The organism is Candidatus Poriferisocius sp., from assembly GCF_965219815.1.
Classification (GTDB): domain Bacteria; phylum Actinomycetota; class Acidimicrobiia; order Acidimicrobiales; family Bin134; genus Poriferisocius.
Window position 1 is genome coordinate 2,020,231 of the sequence record NZ_OZ244791.1, and the last position, 16,897, is coordinate 2,037,127.

The following is a 16,897-nucleotide window of genomic DNA, read 5'->3' on the forward strand; positions in this document are numbered from 1 at the left end:
CACATCGGCCTTGATGTACCCGAGCCAAGTGGCCGCCAAGCCGCTCCGACCATACCTCTGCTTTGTTGGATGGGCCGGTACGGTGGTGAGGTGGGCGAGCCGCAGCCAGCTCAGGCGCCGGTACCGGAGGAAGATCCGCTGGTGGAGTGCATTCGTAACGGCATCTACACCGCAGTGGGACTCGGTCTGTTGGTTATCAATCGCGTGCAGTCGGCCCGGAGGGATTTGGCCGGTCAGATGCCTGATGAACTGCGGGAGGCGTTCTCCGATCTGGCTGAACAGGTCCCAGAAGACGTGCGCAATGCGGTGGCGGACATGGCTCAGCAGCTTCCCGATTCGGTGCTGACGGTGCTCTCGGATGCGGTTGACCAGGCACCGGCCCTTGCCGAAGCACTGCGGGAGTTTGTCAACCGCAACTCAGATCAAACCTGATGCAGGCCAAGTCCGATTTCAGGATCCACGTGGTGATCGTGAGCCACGACCCGGGCCTGTGGTTCGACGAGATGTTGGAGTCGATTGCTGCCCAAGACCATCGGTCGGTGGAAGTGACCGTGGTGGATACCGGCAGCGAAGCCGACCCCACCGCCCGAGTGCGACGCGTCTTGCCCCAGGCCTCGGTCCGCTGTTTGGGATACGACCCCGGATTCGGCCCCGCGGCCAACCAAGTGCTGCTGGACGCGGGCCCAGTCCCCGACTTCTTTGTGTTCTGTCATGATGACGTGGCACTGGCCCCCAGCGCCCTGCGACTGCTGGCCAATGAGGCGGTGCGGTCCAACGCCGGGATCGTCGGACCCAAATTCGTGGACTGGGACGACCCCAGCCGTCTTCTCCAAGTCGGTCTCATGGTCGACAAGACCGGGGTTCCGATTCCCACCGTTGAGGTTGGCGAACTCGATCAGGAGCAGCACGACGCGGTTCGGGAGATGTTCGCCGTCCCCGGAGGATGCATCTTGGTTCGTGGGGACTTGTTCCAGGCCGTCGGCGGCTTCGATCCGGAGATGACGTTCTGCTACGAGGATGTGGACCTGTGCTGGCGGGCTCGCACCATGGGGGCGCGGGTCATGGTGGCGCCCAGCGCGGTGGTTCGCCATCGTCAGCGGCTAGCTGAGCGCATTTTCCAAACTCAGGTCAGCCGGCTGATCCGGCGCCATCGGGTGCGAACCCTGCTGTGCGTGTACGGGGCTTGGCACTCGGTGCGGGTGATTCCCCAGGCAATGCTGCTTTCGCTTCTTGAGCTGCTGGTGGCGCTGGTTACTGGCCATCTGAGCCAAGCCCGCCAAATCGGGGCGAGTTGGGGGTACAACCTGGCCCGACTGGGATCCATCCGGCAACAGCGGAAGGCGGTGAGCCGTGTCCGCCGGGTGGGGGACTCCCATATCCGTATGGCCCAGGCTCAGGGCTTCGCCCCGTTGGCCTCGCTGCTCACGAGCTGGAGGAGTGGCGCGGGCGACAGACTTTCAACGCAGAACGCCATGCTGTCCCGGCTGAGTAGATCTCGGGCGTCGGTGGTGGTTGGGATCGTCACGGTGATCTTGGTACTGCTCGGGACTCGTGGTCTGGTGGCCGGGAGCATTCCCGCGGTGGGTGATCTGGCCCGATTGGGATCGAGTTCAGATCTCATGAGCGGCTGGTGGAGTGAGTTCCGGCCCGTCGGCCTGGGGCAAGAGGGGTTCGCTCCTACCGGCCTTGGGGTTCTGACCCTGCTGAGCTGGCTGTTCTTGGGGGAGACCGATCTGCTGCGCACTGTGTTGATCGTTGGCATGGTTCCGCTGGGGGCACTGGGAGTGTGGCGGCTCATGCGCCCCTTCGATTCCCTGTGGATCCAAGGGGTGGCGCTGGCGGTCTATCTCGCCAACCCCGTGCCCTACAACGCGCTGGCCAACGGGGTGTGGAGTGCCCTGTTGCTATACGGCGCGGTGCCCTGGCTGATGCGAGCCGTCTTGGCTGGGTCAGGTCTTGCTCCCTACGGCGAATCGGGAGGCAGCCCCGGGCCAGGAGCGCGTCGCCCGTTTTTCCTGCGGGAGGCCCTTGCCGTAGGCCTGCTCTTCGGCTTGGCCGCAGCGATGGCCCCTGGGGCATTGATTGTGATGGGGCTGGTTCTGGCCGGGCTGGTTCTGGGGTCGATTATCGCCGGAACCGCAGAGGGCGTGGGCCGCATGGTGCTGGTGGTGGTGGCCGGTGCCGCGGTGGCCGCGGTGCTGAACCTTCCGTGGCTGGCCGACAGCCTGCCGTCGCTGCTCGGGGATCGGCCGGGAGGCAGCAGCGGAAACTCTTGGGCAGAGATTCTGCGATTCGACACCGGACCATTCGGTGACAGCCGGCTCGGTTGGGCCCTCCCGGTGGCTGCTGTACTTCCCCTGGCCCTGGCCCAAGACTCCCGGCTGGCGTGGGCAGTGCGGGGGTGGACGCTCTATCTGGGCACCGCGGCGGTGGCACTGGTGGCGGAGCAAGACTGGTCTCCCGTGCCCCTGCCCCGACCGGAGGTGGTGCAGGTGCCCGGGGCCGTGGGCCTGTCCATCGCAGTGTCCATGGGTGTGGCCGCCTTCCTCGTGGATGTCCGCCGCCACCGCTTCGGATGGCGGCAGATCGTTCCCTTTACCGCGGTGGCTGCACTCGTGGCGGGAATGCTGCCGTTGCTGGCCACGGTCTCCGGCGGCCACTGGAACGCGACCCGCGACGACTACACCGAGGTTGCCCCGTTCGCCGGCGTCGAAGATGGGGATGCGGCCGAGCTCGGCCACCGGGTCTTGTGGCTCGGCCATCCCGATGTGCTGCCGTTGGGCAGTTGGCACTTAGACGGTGCACTCTCGTTTGCGGTTTCTGACAGTCGCGCCTTTCCCACCGTGGCCCAGCGTTGGGTTGGCCGAGTGGACGGTCAGACCCGCCGGGTAGGCAACGCGGTTCTGGGAGCGTCGGAGACGGGAACCAGCAGATTGGGGGCAGAGCTGTCCCAATGGGGCATCGGCACGATTCTGGTGGCAGAGCGCTTGGCGCCCGCTCCCTACGGCGAACTGTCGCAGCCCGCCCCCGAATGGCTGTTTGAAATGCTCTCTGGTCAACTCGACTTGGTGCCCGGCGGGCTGACCGCGGGTATCGCCACCTACCACAACACGGCATTGGATCTGGATGCGGCTGGGGCCGGCCCCGCTTTGCCCTCCGACGACGGAACCTCGGCGGTGACCCGGCTGCTTCTGGCGGTGCAGATCGTGCTGTGGGTGGTCGGTTTGGTGGGGATCGCGCGCCTCAGCATCGGTGAAGGGCGTCGTCGGCAGAAGGAGGCCCGATGAGCGGCCGCGTCACGCGTTGGCCACTGGTGTTTGTGGCCTTGGCGACGGTGATCGGGCTGGCTGTTGCCGACGGGGGTGACGAGCGCGAATCAGCTTCAGCGCCCCCGGTGACCACCAGCGAGGCCCCGGGTCCGGATGCGGAGGGGGGCGTCTGGTACTGCGCGGAGGGAACCTCTCGTCCCGGCGAATTCGCCGATCATTCGGTGATCGTTGCCAATCCCACCGGCGCGGCGGTGGCGGCTTCGGTCTCGGTGTTTCCGGTGACACCGGTTGGAAGGGTGTCGCCGTCGGCGCTTCCCGAAGAGGTGCTCCTGAACGTTCCCGCGAGGTCGCAGGCCTTCCTGCGGCTGGCTGAGGTAGTGGAGTCGCAGTACACCGCGGCGCTGGTGGAGATTGATTCTGGTTTGGCGGTGGTTGAGCAGCGGGTGCAGGGCCCCACGGGCTTCGACGTTGTTCCCTGCGCCACCCGATCATCGTCGGTCTGGCATTTTGCCGCCGGTTCGACTCGGCGAGACGCTCGTCTGATCTTCACCCTGTTCAACCCGTTCCCCGACCGGGCGGTGGTGAAATTCTCCTTCTTCACCGAGGAGGGAATCCGCGAGCCCCAGGCGCTGCGAGGGGTTTTGGTTCCGGCTCAGTCGCTGGTGGTGGTGAACGCTACCGACCTGGTGCCTCGGTTCTCATCGGTTTCCACCACGGTCGAGACCTTGGCCGGAAGGGTGGTGGCCGGAAGGCTTCAACTCTTCGACGGCACCGAGGGCCTGGAGGGTTTAACGGCAGGGCCAGGGGTCCCGGAGGCCCGGCCCCAATGGGTTTTTCCCACCGGCCCAGGCGATCCGGGTGTGGTGGAGCACATCGTGCTGTACAACCCATCCGATCAGGTGGCGGCGGCCGACATCAGCATTCGGTCGGACGCCTCCGACCCCAGTGAGCTGCTGGCGCCGTTCGATGTGTCGGTGCCTCCCCAGCAGCAAGTGGCATTGGTATTCGGGGATGTCGGAACGTACCCGCTTCCCCCCGTCTCGTTCGCCTACGGTGCCGCAGGCTTGCCGGTGGAGGGGACCGGGTTCTGGGTTGCCGTGCAGGTGTACAACGGGGTTCCCATCGTGGTTGAGCGGGTAGCCGCGGCCCCAGCGGCATCGCCTCCTGCGGGAGTGGCATCGACCGCCGGATCGTCGGCAGCCGCGTTGCGATATCTGGTCGCGGGGAACCGGGCCGAGGGTTCGGAGGTTGCGCTGGTGGTGGTGAACCCCTCGCCTGACTCCATCGCCCAAGTCACCGTGTCCAAGATCGCCGACGGCCGAATTGCTCCGATAACCCAGCTCGATCCCCGGGAGGTGGCGCCGCACAGCCGATTGGTGGTGCCTGTAGACCGATTGGTCGACGGCGACAGCTACGCCCTATTGGTTGAGGCCAGTCAGCCGGTGGTTGTGTCTCGAACGCTGGCGGCCCAGAGCGGGACCGGATTGACCTCCGGACTCTCGATCCCCTTCGATTCCCTGCCACTCGATCCTTCTGCGTTTTAGCAGCCTCTGTCTGCCTGTCTACGATCCCCATCTGTGGACACCTCTGCCGAAGCCCTCCCCACCATTCGAGACTCGGTGCTGAGTCGGGCCGATGACGACAGCCTGGCCATGCTGTTCGAGGACGAGCAGTACACTTATCGGGAGTTCACCGCCGGGTGTGTGGCCCGAGCCCACCTGCTTTTGGACCGTCGAGGAGCGGGGCCGTTCCATGTGGGTGCGCTGCTGGACAACGGGCCGGAATATTCCATGCTGCTGGGCGGCGCAGCGGTAGCCGGAGCGGCGGTGGTGGGCATCAACCCCACCCGGCAGGGTGCGGAATTGGCCCGCGACATCACCCATGCCGACTGCGGCATCATCGTTACCGAGAGCCGACACCGCGGGTTGCTGGACGGGTTGGATCTCGGTGCCGCCAACGGCCGGGTGCTGAATGTGGACTCGCCGGAATGGGATGCCGCCTTGGCCCCCCATACCGGTGCCGAGCCGCCGGATGCCGACATCGACCCGCTGGCCCCCTACCTGCTGCTGTTCACTTCGGGCACCACCGGCGACCCCAAGGCGGCAATCTGCTCGCAAGTCCGATTGGCCCGGATCGGCGAGGTCATAACCGAGATGCGCAAGCTGACGCCTGATGACGTGTTCTACCAGGCCATGCCCATGTTCCACTCCAATGCGCTGATGGCCGGCTGGGTGCCGTGTCTGACTGCGGGCGGCGTTGCCGCGTTCCGGCGCCGGTTCTCGGCCTCGGGTTTCCTGCCCGATGTGCGCCGCTTCGGCGTCACCTACTTCAACTACGTGGGCAAGCCCCTCACCTACATTTTGGCCACCCCCGAGCAGCCCGACGACGCCGACAACACCCTGCGGATCGTGTTCGGCAACGAGGGCGCGGTGCACGACTTGGAACGGTTCTCCCGCCGCTTTGGAGTGCCGGTGGAGGACTCCTACGGCTCTACCGAGGGGGGTGTGTCGGTGAGCCGCACGCCGGACACGCCGCCAAATGCCCTGGGGCGGGCCGATGAGAGCGTGAAGATCCTCGATCCCGACACCGGGGAAGAGGCGCCACTGGCCGTGTTCGACGACACCGGCAAGCTGCTCAATCCCGATGAGGCCATCGGCGAGCTGGTGTCAATGGTGTCGGCGCCCACCTTCGAGGGCTACTGGAACAACCCGGATGCCGACGACGAGCGCACCCACGGCGGCATCTACTGGTCGGGCGATCTGGCCTACCGGGACGCCGAGGGGTTCGTGTACTTCGCGGGGCGGAACTTCGACTGGCTGCGGGTGGACGGGGAGAACTTTGCCGCGGCGCCGGTGGAGCGAATCCTGGTGCGCCACCCCGACATCGACTTGGCAGCGGTGTTTGCCGTGCCCAGCTCTTCGGTGGGCGACGATGTTATGGCCGCGGTGGTGCGCCGACCGGGAGCAGGCTTCGATCCTGACGGGTTTGCGGAGTTCCTCGCCGGTCAAGACGACCTGGGCACCAAGTGGGCGCCTCGCTATGTGCGCTGGGCCGACACGCTGCCCCAGACCGAGACCAACAAGATCCTCAAGCGCACCCTGCGCCGGGAGCGCTGGGAGTCGGACGACGAGACCTGGTTGCTGGACGGCGAGGGCTACCGCAGGCTGGCGTCGGGGGATGCTGATGCCATCAGGGCCGAGTTCGAAGCCCGGGGCCGACTGTCAGTGCTGGACGTCTAAGCCTGGGCGGCCTCGCTAGCCGAGGGCGCCTAGCCCAGAGCGACTGCGGCGATGGCTTTCACAGTGGCCGCCATGTGGGCCCGCTGGTCGGCGTCGATGGCCTCGTAGACCTCGTTCATCCGGGCTGTGGTGATCTCCTCAGCCTGCTGGTGTACTGGCTTGAGGGGCTCGGGGTCGGGGAACGGCCCTGCCCAGCCGAACATCTGGGCCTGCTCAGGGCCGAGTTGGGCGACCACGGCCTCTACCGGGGTCATGCCCACCGCGCTCAGCCCATGCACGTGGAATCCGAATCGCAGCTCGCGCAAAATCTTCAGTGCGAGGCCGGTAGCCGCGGCCGGATCATCGGGCACGGGCATGGCCCGCCAGCCGGCATACAGCGGCTGGCTCATCGGATTGGTGGCATCGAACACCGCGCGGGCCGCGGCGGCGAAGTCGGCCAATCCGTCGAGATGGCCGAACGTCTCCGCGGCCCACCGGCCCAAGCCTTCGGCGAAAGCCGCCGCCGCATCCGTAGGCGTCCCCTGCTCCTTGGTCTGGGTCCAGCCCATCTCGATAAAGGACGGGCTGAACAGGGCGAACGCCGACACCACCACGTCGGTAGCCACATCACCCAAGACCCCGCCTCGGCCTCCCACATAGCCGGGCAACCCGGAAAAACCGGCTTCCGCCAGAGCCGCATTGGTGGTCTCGCTGAAGTAGTACTTGCTCCCGAGCATGGCGATAGGGAGCGCAGTGGCAGCCGCCACTTCCTCTGGTGTCATTGCATGGGCCTTTCTTGGGACCGGCGCGGCGAGCGCCTGACGAAGTGGATGAAGAATAGTCAGACCAGGCCGTCGGCTTTGGCTTGGGCTAAGCGGTTGGCGTTCCAGCCGAGCAGTTCGGAGTAGACCTCGGCGTTGTGGGCGCCTATCGGGGGCCCGGGGTGGTTGATGGTGCCGGGGGTCTCACTCAGGATGGGGGCGGGGGAGGGCATGGGAACCGATCCCAGCACTTCGTGGGGTACCAGGGTGACGCTGTTTCTGGCCTGCACCTGGGCGTCGGCCAGCAGGCCGGACAGGTCGTGGACCGGGGCCACGGGAATGCGGGCCTCGACGAACACGGCGAGGGCTTCTTCCAGCGGGCGCTGGGCGATCCAGTCGGCCACCAGGGTGTCGAGTTCGTCGTTGTGGGCCAGGCGATCGGCCATGCGGGCAAACTTGGCCTGGTCTTCGGGGCCGTCACGACCGGTCAGGGTCAGGATGCGTTCCACTTGGCGGTCGGTGGTGCCCGACAGGCACAGGTAGCGATCATCGGCGGTTCGGTAGATGTTGCGGGGGACGCCGGTTTCCAAGCGGGAGCCGAATCGTGCCGGTGGAGGATCGTTGCTGTCGGGATCCCAGGCGGCCAGGGTGCTGCCCATCAGGGTCAATATGGGCTCGTACATCGACACGTCCACATGCTGGCCGCCGAGGTCGTTCACATCCCGGCCGTAGCAGGCCACCAGCGCCCCGATGAGGCCGAAGATCCCGGTGAGGGTGTCGCCTAGTGGTATGGAGGTGAGCATGGGCGGGCCGTCGGCCTCTCCGGTCATGTGGGTGAGGCCAGCGAAGGCCTCGGCCATGGTGCCCGCACCGGGCCGGTCGGCCAACGGGCCAGTGTGCCCGTAGGGGCTGACCGACGCCATGACTAGGCCGGGGTTGAGGGCCCGCAGCTGCTCCCAGGTGCAGTCCCAGCGCTCCAGCATGGCCGGGGAGTAGTTGTGGACCAGCACGTTGACCTCGGCTACCAGCTGGCGGAGGATGTTGCGGCCCTCAGGCTGGTTCAGGTCGCAGGTGATGACCCGCTTGTTGCGCGACACCATGGCCCACACCAGCGACTCGCCGTTGCGGCTGGCCCCGATGCGGCGCAGGGCCTCGCCGGATGGCGGCTCGATTTTGATGACATCGGCGCCGAAGTCGCCCAAGAAAGTGGCCATTTGCGGCGCGGCCAGAAACGACGAGATGTCCAGCACCCGAAGGCCGGCTAGCGCTCCTGCGGGTTGCGTCATTGGCTGCCCAAGGCGAAGGGGAGGTCGGTGGTGAGCAATTGCATCGACGTCACTTCGTTGACCAGCGGCTCACCGGCCAGCAGGCGCCGGAGGTTGTCGCAGAACAACTCCGCGCCCCGATCCCAGCGCCCGAAACCCCCTCCAGAGGAGTGGGGGGTGAGCACCACCTTGGGGTGGGTCCAGTAGGGATGACCGGGTTCCAGGGGCTCGGTGTTGAACACATCGAGGGCGGCGGCGGCCAGGCGGTCGCCCTCCAAGGCCCTCAGCAGGGCTTCGTCGTCCACCAGCTTGCCTCGGGCGATGTTCACCAGCACCGATCCCGGTTTCATGGCTGACAAGAAGTCGTCGTCCACCAAGTTCTCGGTTTCAGGGGTGGCGGGGGCGGCTAGCACCACCACGTCGGCCTCGGGCAGGGCCGCGGGCACCTCGGCCGGTGAGATCATGGCGTCCACCGGCTCGTCGCCTTGGGGGTGGCGGCGCACGCCGGTTACGTGGGCTTCGAACGCTCGGGCTCGGCGGGCGGTCTCGGCGCCGATGGCCCCGAGGCCGATGATCAGCCAGCGGGATCGCCATACCTCCCGGAAATTGTGGTGCTCCCAGCGGCCATCGACTTGGGCGGCCCGCCAGCGCCCAGCATCTTGGAATACGTCGAGCACAGCCCGCAGCACGTATTCGGCGATGGGTATAGCGGTGAGGTGGGCGTTGCACATGCGGCCCCCTCGGCTCATCAGCCGCTGGTATTCCTCGAGGTCCACCCCGGCAGCCGCCGACTGGAGCCAGCGAAAGTCGGGCGCGGCCTCCACGATCTCGAAGAACCGTTCGATGAGCCCGCCGAAGAACACATCGCTCGACAGCCACCCCACTTCAGGGTGGGCATCGGAAGGGCCGTGGAGCTGGCCGTCGTCGGCCAGACGCAGCCACTGGAGACCGCGGCCTTCGTTGTCGAGAGTGTCGAAGTAGGGCCGGTGCTGCTCATAGGCCTTCTCGGTCACCAGCGCGAACACGCCGTTGATGCTAGGGCATTGCTGTTCGGGCAAAGGTCAGCGGGCTGCCAGTGTCGCCTATTTTAGAATATTTCAGCCAGTTTCATTCACTGTTGACACAGGCAAGCCCCACTGGAATACTCCAAGCAGGGCTTGCCCCTGGCTAGGGCAAGCCTTAGGGCGGGGAGGTCCACTCTCCCCGCCCGTTAGGGCTAGTTCCGAAAGCTAGTCCCACACCTAGCGGTGGGCAAGCGAATTATCTGATCTTTCGGGTTGCTTCGATCTTTAGAGGGATTTTGGCTAGCTGGGGAAGCGGATGCTGCGGATTCCCTGGTTTCTGCGATGGGATAGCACCCTTGTAGTCTGAGTGGAGTTGTGGAATCTGCTGTCCGGCTCCGGGCCGCTGTGACGTTGTTGGGGCGGTTTCCCGCCTTGGCCGGAGTTGATCTCGACATCACGCCGGGGGAGATCGTCCTGCTCAAGGGACCGAACGGAGCCGGCAAGACCACCCTGCTGCGGTTGTGCGCCGGGCTGTGCTCGCTGTCCTCGGGCGAGGGGTGGGTGTTGGGCCACGATCTGGCTAGTGAGCGGCGTATGGTGCGCCGTCGAGTGGCTCTGTTGGGCCATCGCACTGGGCTGTACGACGACCTCACGGTTACCGAGAACGTGGTCTTTTGGGCCCGAGCCGCGGGGGCAGGCCGCCAAGACGTCGATGAGGCACTCGAGCGGCTCTCACTTACCGGGCGGCTGGCCGACACCCGGGTGGCGCGTCTGTCGGCCGGGCAGCGGCGGCGGGCCTCCATCGCCTCTCTGGTTGTGCGCCGGCCCGAGCTGTGGCTGCTGGACGAGCCCCATGCCGGCCTGGACCAGCAGACTCGCGACACCGTGGATGCGCTGGTGCGCGGTGCAGCTGCGGCGGGGGCCACGGTGGTGTTGGCCACCCATGAGCTGGAGCGCATTGCGGTGCTGGAGCCCCGGGTGGTGAGCGTGGTCGGGGGTGTGGTGCGGGGTGACGACCCGACTGAGTCGCAGAGCCCGAACTCCCCGTCAGATGCGGAGGACGACCGCCGTGTTTCGTGATGCATGGCTGATCGCGGGCAAAGACCTGCGGATTGAGATGCGCTCTCGGGTGGGGCTCAATCAGATTGTGCCGTTCGCGGTGACGGTGCTGGTGCTGTTCGCCTTCGCGTTGGACACCGACCATGAGGCTCTGCGCACCTATGCCCCTGGGCTGTTCTGGGTGACGGTGCTGTTGGCCGCGCTGCTGGCCATCGGCCGCTCGTTCGCGGTGGATTTGGCCGACGGGGCCGCCGATCGGCTGCTGTTGTCGGGCATCGACCCCATTGCGGTGTTCGGGGGCAAGGCGGCCGCCATTGCCGTGCAGCTGGTGGTGCTGGAGGTGCTGTTGGCGGCGGGGGTGGTGCTGCTGTTCGACGTAACCGTGCACCGCTACGGCCTGCTGGTGTGCGCCGGGTTAGCCGCGGCCGCCGGGGTGGCCACCGCGGGCACGCTGTACGGGGCGCTGGTGGCCGGACTGGGGGTGCGGGAAACCCTGCTGCCGGTGCTGTTGTTGCCGGTGGTGGCCCCGGTGCTCATCGGCGCCACCCGGGCGTTCCAAGACGCGTTCGGCGTGGCCGGTGCCGAAGGTTGGGCCTGGTTGGGCCTTTTGGCCGGTTTCGCCGCAATCTATGGGGTATTCGGAGCCCTGAGCTACGGGGCTCTCTTGGAGGAAGCGTGACCACGGCAACCACCGAGTCGACGGGGACCGGCGACGGCATCCCGGCGACCACCTCGTCGAGGGCCACGAAAGTGCTGGGCTGGCTGACGCTGGCCGGCTTTGCGGTGCTGGTGGCGCTGGCCTTTGCCTGGGTGCCCGAGGACACCCGCATCACCGAGCAGGGCGACGTGGTGGGCCAGTTCGACGCGGTGCGCCTGATGTTCGTGCATGTGCCGTCGGCCATCTTGGCCTACACCGGGTTCGGACTGACCTTTTTGGCCAGCCTGGCCTATCTGCGGTGGCGTACCGACTGGTGGGACATGATGGCCCACGCCTCGGCCGAGATCGGCGTGTTGTTCGGGGTCCTGACCCTGGTGACCGGCTCTATCTGGGGCCGCCCCACCTGGCAGACCTGGTGGGAGTGGGGCGATGTGCGGCTGGTGACCACCTTGGTGATGGTGCTGGTGTTCATCGGCTATCTGGCGGTGCGCCGCATTCCCGCCGACGTTGCGGTGAAGGCCCGTCGCTCGGCGGTAATTGCCCTGGTGGGGGCGGTGAACATCGTGATTGTGAATCGTTCGGTGGACTGGTGGGAGAACCGCACCCTGCACCAGCAATCCACCCTCATCGCCCGCAAGATCCGCGACGAGACCCTGTTCACCCTGTCGTTCTCATTTGCGGTGGGCATGGTGCTGTTCGCCTGGCTACTGCTGCACCGCTTCCGCCTGTCCTACCTTCAGAGCCAAGTAGAACAGCTCGAAGTGGACGAGGCTTTGGAAGAACGGCGAGCAGAGTCGAATATGCAGGACGGATATCTATGACCCACCTGGGCTATCTCATCGCCGGTTGGGGCATATCGGTGGCCGCGGTGGTGGCGTACGCTGGTTGGGTGCTGGTGCGGGGCCGGTCGCTGAGCCGGCGGGTGCCCGAGAACCGCCGCCGCTGGATGATGCCCGATGACTGACACTCCCCCCGAGGACACAGTCGATCCCGGCGAGGCGATGGACCTCAGCCCCCGCCCTGCCCGCCCTGCCCGCCGGGGTATCCGCCGATGGGCGCCGATTTTGGTGGTGGCCATCGTGGCGGTAGTCATAGGGCTCGTCCTTTGGCGGGTGCTGGCCGACGCCACCTTGGTATTCCGCGAGGTGGACGATGCGGTGGAGCGCCGGGAAGAGCTGGGCGACGACCGGTTTCGGATGATCGGCTCGCCGGTGAGCGGCTCGGTGCAAGAGGTCACATTGAGCGACGGCCGCCCGGCGGTGGCCTTCTCAGTGACCCTCGATGGCGTGGTGGCCGATGTGGTCCACACCGGGGCGACGTCGGACCAATTCCAGCCCGAGGTGCCCGTTGTCATCGACGGCCATTGGGTACGAAGCAGCGCCTTTGCCGGAGCGGCCGACGACGGCTGGTACTTCGCCAGTGATCGGATGCTGGTGAAACACGACAACGACTACCGGGTGGAGAACCAAGACCGCATCGACGACGCCGAAGAGCGCGGGCAATACGAATGACTCGCGGCCGCTCCCTCCCGAAGGGTGAGCTGAGGCGGTGAACATAACCCTGGGGGTTTTGGGCATCGCGGTGGCGATGGCCTCGGCCGCCATCGGGGTGTTCATGGTGGCCGCACGCCAACTTCAGCGGGTGCAGCTTTGCGCTTGGCTGGTGCTGGGCGGAGCCGCGCTATCGGTGTTCGCCATGGAGCGGGCCCTCATCACCCGGGATTTCTCGGTGTCGTATGTGGCCGAAAACGGCAGCCACGCCACCCCTGCGCTGTTCAACGTGGCCACTCTGTGGGCCGCGCTGGAGGGCTCCATCTTGCTGTGGGCCCTCATTCTGGCCGGGTACCTGGTGCTGGTAGCGGTGAAGTTCCGCCACCGCTTGGACGATCCGCTGGTGGGGTGGGCCATGGCGGTGCTGTTCATCGTGTGCTTGTTCTTCTTCGTGCTGATGTTCAACTGGCCCAACCTCGACCTGGCCCAGCCCTTCCGGCGGGTGGACGTGCCGCCGGGCTACAACGGCCCTGGTCCCAATCCGCTGTTGCAGAACCACTGGCTGATGGCCGTGCACCCCCCGATGCTGTACCTGGGCTATGTGGGGTTCACCGTGCCCTTCGCCTTCGCAGTGGCCGCGCTGGCCACCGGAAGGCTGGGGGAGGGGTGGCTGGTGGAGACCCGGCGCTGGACCTTGTTCGCCTGGGCCTTCCTCACCGCGGGGATCATCCTGGGGGCGTGGTGGTCGTGGGACGTTCTGGGCTGGGGCGGCTACTGGGGATGGGATCCGGTGGAGAACGCCTCGCTGTTGCCGTGGCTTACCGGCACCGCCTATCTGCACTCAGTGATGGTGCAGGAGCGCCGGGGGATGCTGCGGGTGTGGAACCTGTCGCTGGTGTGCGCCACGTTCGCGCTCACCATCTTGGGCACCTTCTTGACCCGCTCGGGTCTGGTGGACTCGGTTCACGCCTTCTCGGCCGATGCTGTGGGGCCCGCGTTGCTGGTGTTTTTCGCCATTGTGGTGGTGGCCACCGTGGGTCTCATCGCCTGGCGGGGCGATCGACTCCGCTCGCCGGGCCAGATCGACTCCGCGATGTCGCGGGAGGCCTCATTTTTGGCCAACAACCTGCTGTTCGGGGTGTTCGCCTTTGTGGTGCTGCTGGGGACGGTGTTTCCCTTGATAGTGGAGGCGCTCAACGGCGACCGGATCAGCGTGGGAACCCCGTTCTTCGACCGGATGACCATGCCAGTGGGGCTGCTGTTGTTGTTCCTGATGGCAGTGGCCCCAGTGCTGCCGTGGCGCAAGACCACCGCCGAGCGGCTGTCGGAGCGGCTGATGTGGCCGGGGTGGGCGGCAGTGGCCGGGCTACTGGTGGCTCTGCTGATGGGTGCTCGGGGACTGGCCCCGCTGCTGGCGTTCGGCCTGGCCGGCTTCGCGGGGGGCGCAGCGGTGCGCCAGTTGGCGTTGGCCACCCGACGGCAGGGCTGGCGAGGCCTGGTGGGACGGGCCAACGGCGGAATGGTGGTGCACATCGGCGTGGTGGTGGTGGCGGTGGCGCTGGCCGCCAGCAACAGCTATCTGCACCAGAGCGAGCTCACCGTCGAGCCAGGGCAGACGGCCTACGTCAGCGGCCACGAGATCGTGTATGTGGGCACTCAGGAGAAGGTGTTTGACAACAAGACCAAAGTCGAGGCGGTGGTGCTGGTGGACGGCTCGGTGGTGCGGCCGGGGGTGAGCCGGTTTGCCAATGGCGGCGTGGTGCGCACGCCCGGCACCAAGTCGTCGCCGGTGCGGGACATCCAAGTAGCGGTGCTGGACCTGCCCGACGGCCCCGATGGTCCCGCCGGGTTGCGGGTGACCGTCCAGCCGCTGACCCTGTGGCTGTGGATCGGCGGCGCGATCATGCTGCTGGGGGCGGCGTTCTCGGCCTTCCCCGGCCGCCGCCGCTCGCCCACGCAGCCGGTGTCGGCACCGGTGCCGGGAGTTCCGCTTCGAGACCGCGAGGTGCCGGTTGCCTGAGCCGTCGCAGCCCGCCGACCAGCCGGTCGATTCCGATCAGCCCGACCAGCCGCCGCGGCTGCGGACGGTTCGATGGGTGGTGCTTGCGGTCGGCGTCGTGGTTGCCGCGCTTGTTGTGGTGTTCGCGGTTTCGGAGCGGGGGAGAGGCGGGCCGCCGGTGCCCGAATTCGCCCCCGAGTTCTCGGGGGCGACCCTCGACGGGGGCAGCTTCGACATGGCCGCGCAGCGAGGCCGATGGGTGGTGGTCAACTTCTTCTCCACCTGGTGCGTGCAATGCGTGGTGGAGCACCCCGAATTGGTGGCCTTCCAAGACCGCTACCGCGGCGACCCCGATATCCGGCTGGTGAGCGTCGTGTTCCAAGACGAGGTGGACGTGATCGCCCGGTTCTTTGCCGAGCGAGGCGGTGATTGGCCGGTGGTGATCACCAACACCGGCCGAACCGCCATCGACTTCGGAGTGACCGCGGTGCCGGAGACCTATCTGGTGGATCCCTTCGGGCGGGTGGTGTCCAAGTTCACTGGCGGCGTGACCCTGGACGGGCTTGAGGCCCAGCTTGGGCGGGCAGGGGCGCCGTTGTGATCTCCCGGCGCCGAAAGGTGATCTTGTCGTGGCTCCTGGTAGGTGTGGCGGTAGCTACCATGCTGGTGTTCGGGGTGGTGGACGGCCGCGACGACCGCACCAATGCCGAGCGGGCCCACGACATCGGGGCCACCATTGCTTGCCCCCAGTGTGTAGGGCAGTCGGTGGTGGAGTCGGACGTGGCCATCGCCCGGGAAATCCGAGCCGAGATTGGGCGTCTGGTGGTGGCCGGGCACAGCGACGACGACATCCGGGCCCGGTTCGCTGAGCGCTACGGGGACTGGGTAATCCTCACGCCCTCGACGTCGGGGGTGAGCGGGTTGGTCTGGGTCATTCCGGTGGTGGGGCTGGTGGTTGGTGTCGGGCTGCTAGCGGTGACCCTGACCCGGTGGCGGCGGGCGAGCATGACTGGCGAAGAAGTCTCGGATCAGGACCGCGCTCTGGTTGAATCTGCCCGCAACCGAATGAGAGAGCGGCCCGATGGATGAGGAGCGGGAGTTCTGGCTGGAGTCGCTGGATGATCTGGACCAGGAGTTGGAGGCGGGTGACCTGGAGCCGGAGGACCATCAGGTTCTAAGCCGGAGCTATACCCGCAAGGCGGCTGAGGCGCTTCGGGGCGATCAGGGGTATTCCGATGCGTCAGAGAGCCGGGGGCGGGGCAAGCTGATCGCAGTGGTGGCGGGGTTGGTGGTGGTGGGTGTGGTGGCCGGGGTGTTCTTGGCTCGGGCGGTGGGGTCGCGGCACTCCGGGGACACCATCACTGGGAACGATGCGGTGACCAGCGTGCCCGGACTACTGAGAAACGCCGAGGAGTCGGCCGCAGCCGGAGACTTGGCGGAGGCCATTGCCATATACGACCGGGTGCTGGAGCGGTCGCCGTCCAACCCGACCGCGCTGGCCTACAAGGGGTGGTTCCTAGCGTTGCAGGGTCGTGAGGCCGAGGCCGCTGATGTGTTGGCCGACGCGGTAGTTGCTGCGCCGGAATATGCCGATGCCCGGGCGTTTCGCTCCATCCTGCTGTATCGCACCGGTGACTGCTCCGGCGCGGCCGGGGAGCTGGCTGCACTCGACGCCACCAATCCCCCCGAACTAATCGCTCAGTTGGTGGAAACCCAGGGGCTGCGGACCAACATCGCCCTCTGCCAGATTGCGTTGCAGGCCCAGGAGCAATTTCGGACTCTGGACCAACTCGGGCTGACCGCCGATGACGCAGTGGTCGGTGCCCGCGCCCTATGGGATCCCACCACCCCCGGCCAAGGCGACCCGGCATTGGCATTGCGGGTTTATGAAGCGGTGTTGGCCGATAATCCCGACCACCCCGGAGCACTGACCTACAGCGGGGTAATGCTCACCCAGACCGGTCTCGACGATCAGATCGCCGAAGGCGCCTTCCGCCTCAACCAAGCAGTAGCAGCAGCCCCCAACAACCCCGAGGCCCGCCTGTGGCGAGCCTGGCTGGCCATCGGCCTCGGTCAAACCGACCAGGCCATCGCCGACCTCGACTACCTCGAAACCCTCAACCCCACCCCGGAGATCGCTCGCCTATCCGCCGACCTCCGCAGGAGGCTGTAGA

16 protein-coding genes are annotated in these 16,897 nt (G+C 66.8%); 13 read left to right on the plus strand and 3 right to left on the minus strand.

Annotated elements, in window-relative coordinates:
- Positions 1 to 90: 90 nt before the first annotated feature.
- Genes ACOQPI_RS09650 through ACOQPI_RS09665 form a run of 4 tightly spaced genes read left to right on the plus strand, consistent with a single transcriptional unit; the run spans position 91 to position 6,508 of the window.
- Positions 91 to 432 carry a hypothetical protein gene (locus tag ACOQPI_RS09650; RefSeq protein ID WP_420619442.1) on the plus strand — a complete coding sequence of 114 codons (342 nt, stop codon included), beginning with the start codon at positions 91 to 93 and terminating at the stop codon, positions 430 to 432.
- The gene (locus tag ACOQPI_RS09655) at positions 432 to 3,287 is read left to right on the plus strand and encodes a glycosyltransferase (protein ID WP_420619443.1); all 2,856 of its coding nucleotides are present in this window, start codon (positions 432 to 434) and stop codon (positions 3,285 to 3,287) included. Before ACOQPI_RS09650 ends, ACOQPI_RS09655 begins: the two co-directional genes overlap by 1 nt.
- Entirely contained in the window at positions 3,284 to 4,813 is a 1,530-nt protein-coding gene (locus tag ACOQPI_RS09660; RefSeq protein ID WP_420619444.1) for a DUF5719 family protein, read from the plus strand. The genes ACOQPI_RS09655 and ACOQPI_RS09660 overlap by 4 nt, the downstream gene beginning before the upstream one ends.
- A 33-nt stretch (positions 4,814 to 4,846) precedes the next feature.
- A complete protein-coding gene (locus ACOQPI_RS09665; RefSeq protein WP_420619445.1) occupies positions 4,847 to 6,508 on the plus strand; it encodes an AMP-binding protein in 1,662 nt (553 codons plus the stop codon).
- Positions 6,509 to 6,537: 29 nt separating this feature from the next.
- Here the strand turns inward: ACOQPI_RS09665 and ACOQPI_RS09670 are convergent, their stop codons facing one another.
- From ACOQPI_RS09670 to ACOQPI_RS09680, 3 genes are read right to left on the minus strand one after another with little or no spacing between them, the layout of a single operon-like run.
- Positions 6,538 to 7,269 carry an SCO6745 family protein gene (locus ACOQPI_RS09670; protein WP_420619446.1) on the minus strand — a complete coding sequence of 244 codons (732 nt, stop codon included), beginning with the start codon at positions 7,267 to 7,269 and terminating at the stop codon, positions 6,538 to 6,540.
- Between the two features lie 59 nt (positions 7,270 to 7,328).
- Complete coding sequence (locus ACOQPI_RS09675; RefSeq protein WP_420619447.1) at positions 7,329 to 8,534, minus strand: CaiB/BaiF CoA transferase family protein; 1,206 nt, start codon at positions 8,532 to 8,534, stop codon at positions 7,329 to 7,331.
- Positions 8,531 to 9,538 carry a D-2-hydroxyacid dehydrogenase gene (locus tag ACOQPI_RS09680; protein ID WP_420619448.1) on the minus strand — a complete coding sequence of 336 codons (1,008 nt, stop codon included), beginning with the start codon at positions 9,536 to 9,538 and terminating at the stop codon, positions 8,531 to 8,533. Before ACOQPI_RS09680 ends, ACOQPI_RS09675 begins: the two co-directional genes overlap by 4 nt.
- A gap of 354 nt (positions 9,539 to 9,892) precedes the next feature.
- Between ACOQPI_RS09680 and ccmA the strand changes: the two genes are divergently transcribed.
- From ccmA to ACOQPI_RS09725, 9 genes are read left to right on the plus strand one after another with little or no spacing between them, the layout of a single operon-like run.
- Positions 9,893 to 10,597, plus strand: a complete 705-nt coding sequence (gene ccmA, locus ACOQPI_RS09685) for a heme ABC exporter ATP-binding protein CcmA (RefSeq protein WP_420619449.1) — start codon at positions 9,893 to 9,895, stop codon at positions 10,595 to 10,597.
- Complete coding sequence (locus tag ACOQPI_RS09690; RefSeq protein WP_420619450.1) at positions 10,587 to 11,255, plus strand: heme exporter protein CcmB; 669 nt, start codon at positions 10,587 to 10,589, stop codon at positions 11,253 to 11,255. The genes ccmA and ACOQPI_RS09690 overlap by 11 nt, the downstream gene beginning before the upstream one ends.
- Complete coding sequence (gene ccsA, locus ACOQPI_RS09695; RefSeq protein ID WP_420619451.1) at positions 11,252 to 12,055, plus strand: cytochrome c biogenesis protein CcsA; 804 nt, start codon at positions 11,252 to 11,254, stop codon at positions 12,053 to 12,055. The genes ACOQPI_RS09690 and ccsA overlap by 4 nt, the downstream gene beginning before the upstream one ends.
- Positions 12,052 to 12,198, plus strand: coding sequence for a heme exporter protein CcmD (locus ACOQPI_RS09700; RefSeq protein WP_420619452.1), 147 nt, complete (start codon positions 12,052 to 12,054; stop codon positions 12,196 to 12,198). Before ccsA ends, ACOQPI_RS09700 begins: the two co-directional genes overlap by 4 nt.
- Entirely contained in the window at positions 12,191 to 12,745 is a 555-nt protein-coding gene (locus ACOQPI_RS09705; RefSeq protein WP_420619453.1) for a cytochrome c maturation protein CcmE, read from the plus strand. Before ACOQPI_RS09700 ends, ACOQPI_RS09705 begins: the two co-directional genes overlap by 8 nt.
- 37 nt (positions 12,746 to 12,782) lie before the next feature.
- A complete protein-coding gene (locus ACOQPI_RS09710; RefSeq protein ID WP_420619454.1) occupies positions 12,783 to 14,744 on the plus strand; it encodes a heme lyase CcmF/NrfE family subunit in 1,962 nt (653 codons plus the stop codon).
- On the plus strand, positions 14,737 to 15,324 hold the full coding sequence (locus ACOQPI_RS09715; RefSeq protein WP_420619455.1) for a TlpA family protein disulfide reductase: 588 nt from the start codon (positions 14,737 to 14,739) through the stop codon (positions 15,322 to 15,324). Before ACOQPI_RS09710 ends, ACOQPI_RS09715 begins: the two co-directional genes overlap by 8 nt.
- Positions 15,321 to 15,812, plus strand: a complete 492-nt coding sequence (locus tag ACOQPI_RS09720; protein WP_420619456.1) for a cytochrome c-type biogenesis protein — start codon at positions 15,321 to 15,323, stop codon at positions 15,810 to 15,812. Before ACOQPI_RS09715 ends, ACOQPI_RS09720 begins: the two co-directional genes overlap by 4 nt.
- Positions 15,805 to 16,896, plus strand: a complete 1,092-nt coding sequence (locus ACOQPI_RS09725; RefSeq protein ID WP_420619457.1) for a tetratricopeptide repeat protein — start codon at positions 15,805 to 15,807, stop codon at positions 16,894 to 16,896. Before ACOQPI_RS09720 ends, ACOQPI_RS09725 begins: the two co-directional genes overlap by 8 nt.
- The last annotated feature ends 1 nt before the right edge of the window (position 16,897 follow it).

Bases quoted from the DNA above. Each gene is read 5' to 3' on its own strand.
- ACOQPI_RS09655 (WP_420619443.1), top strand. From the start codon at position 432: ATGCAGGCCAAGTCCGATTTCAGGATCCACGTGGTGATCGTGAGCCAC.
- ACOQPI_RS09660 (WP_420619444.1), top strand. From the start codon at position 3,284: ATGAGCGGCCGCGTCACGCGTTGGCCACTGGTGTTTGTGGCCTTGGCG.
- ACOQPI_RS09670 (WP_420619446.1), bottom strand. From the start codon at position 7,269: ATGACACCAGAGGAAGTGGCGGCTGCCACTGCGCTCCCTATCGCCATG.
- ACOQPI_RS09675 (WP_420619447.1), bottom strand. From the start codon at position 8,534: ATGACGCAACCCGCAGGAGCGCTAGCCGGCCTTCGGGTGCTGGACATC.
- ACOQPI_RS09700 (WP_420619452.1), top strand. From the start codon at position 12,052: ATGACCCACCTGGGCTATCTCATCGCCGGTTGGGGCATATCGGTGGCC.
- ACOQPI_RS09705 (WP_420619453.1), top strand. From the start codon at position 12,191: ATGACTGACACTCCCCCCGAGGACACAGTCGATCCCGGCGAGGCGATG.
- ACOQPI_RS09725 (WP_420619457.1), top strand. From the start codon at position 15,805: ATGGATGAGGAGCGGGAGTTCTGGCTGGAGTCGCTGGATGATCTGGAC.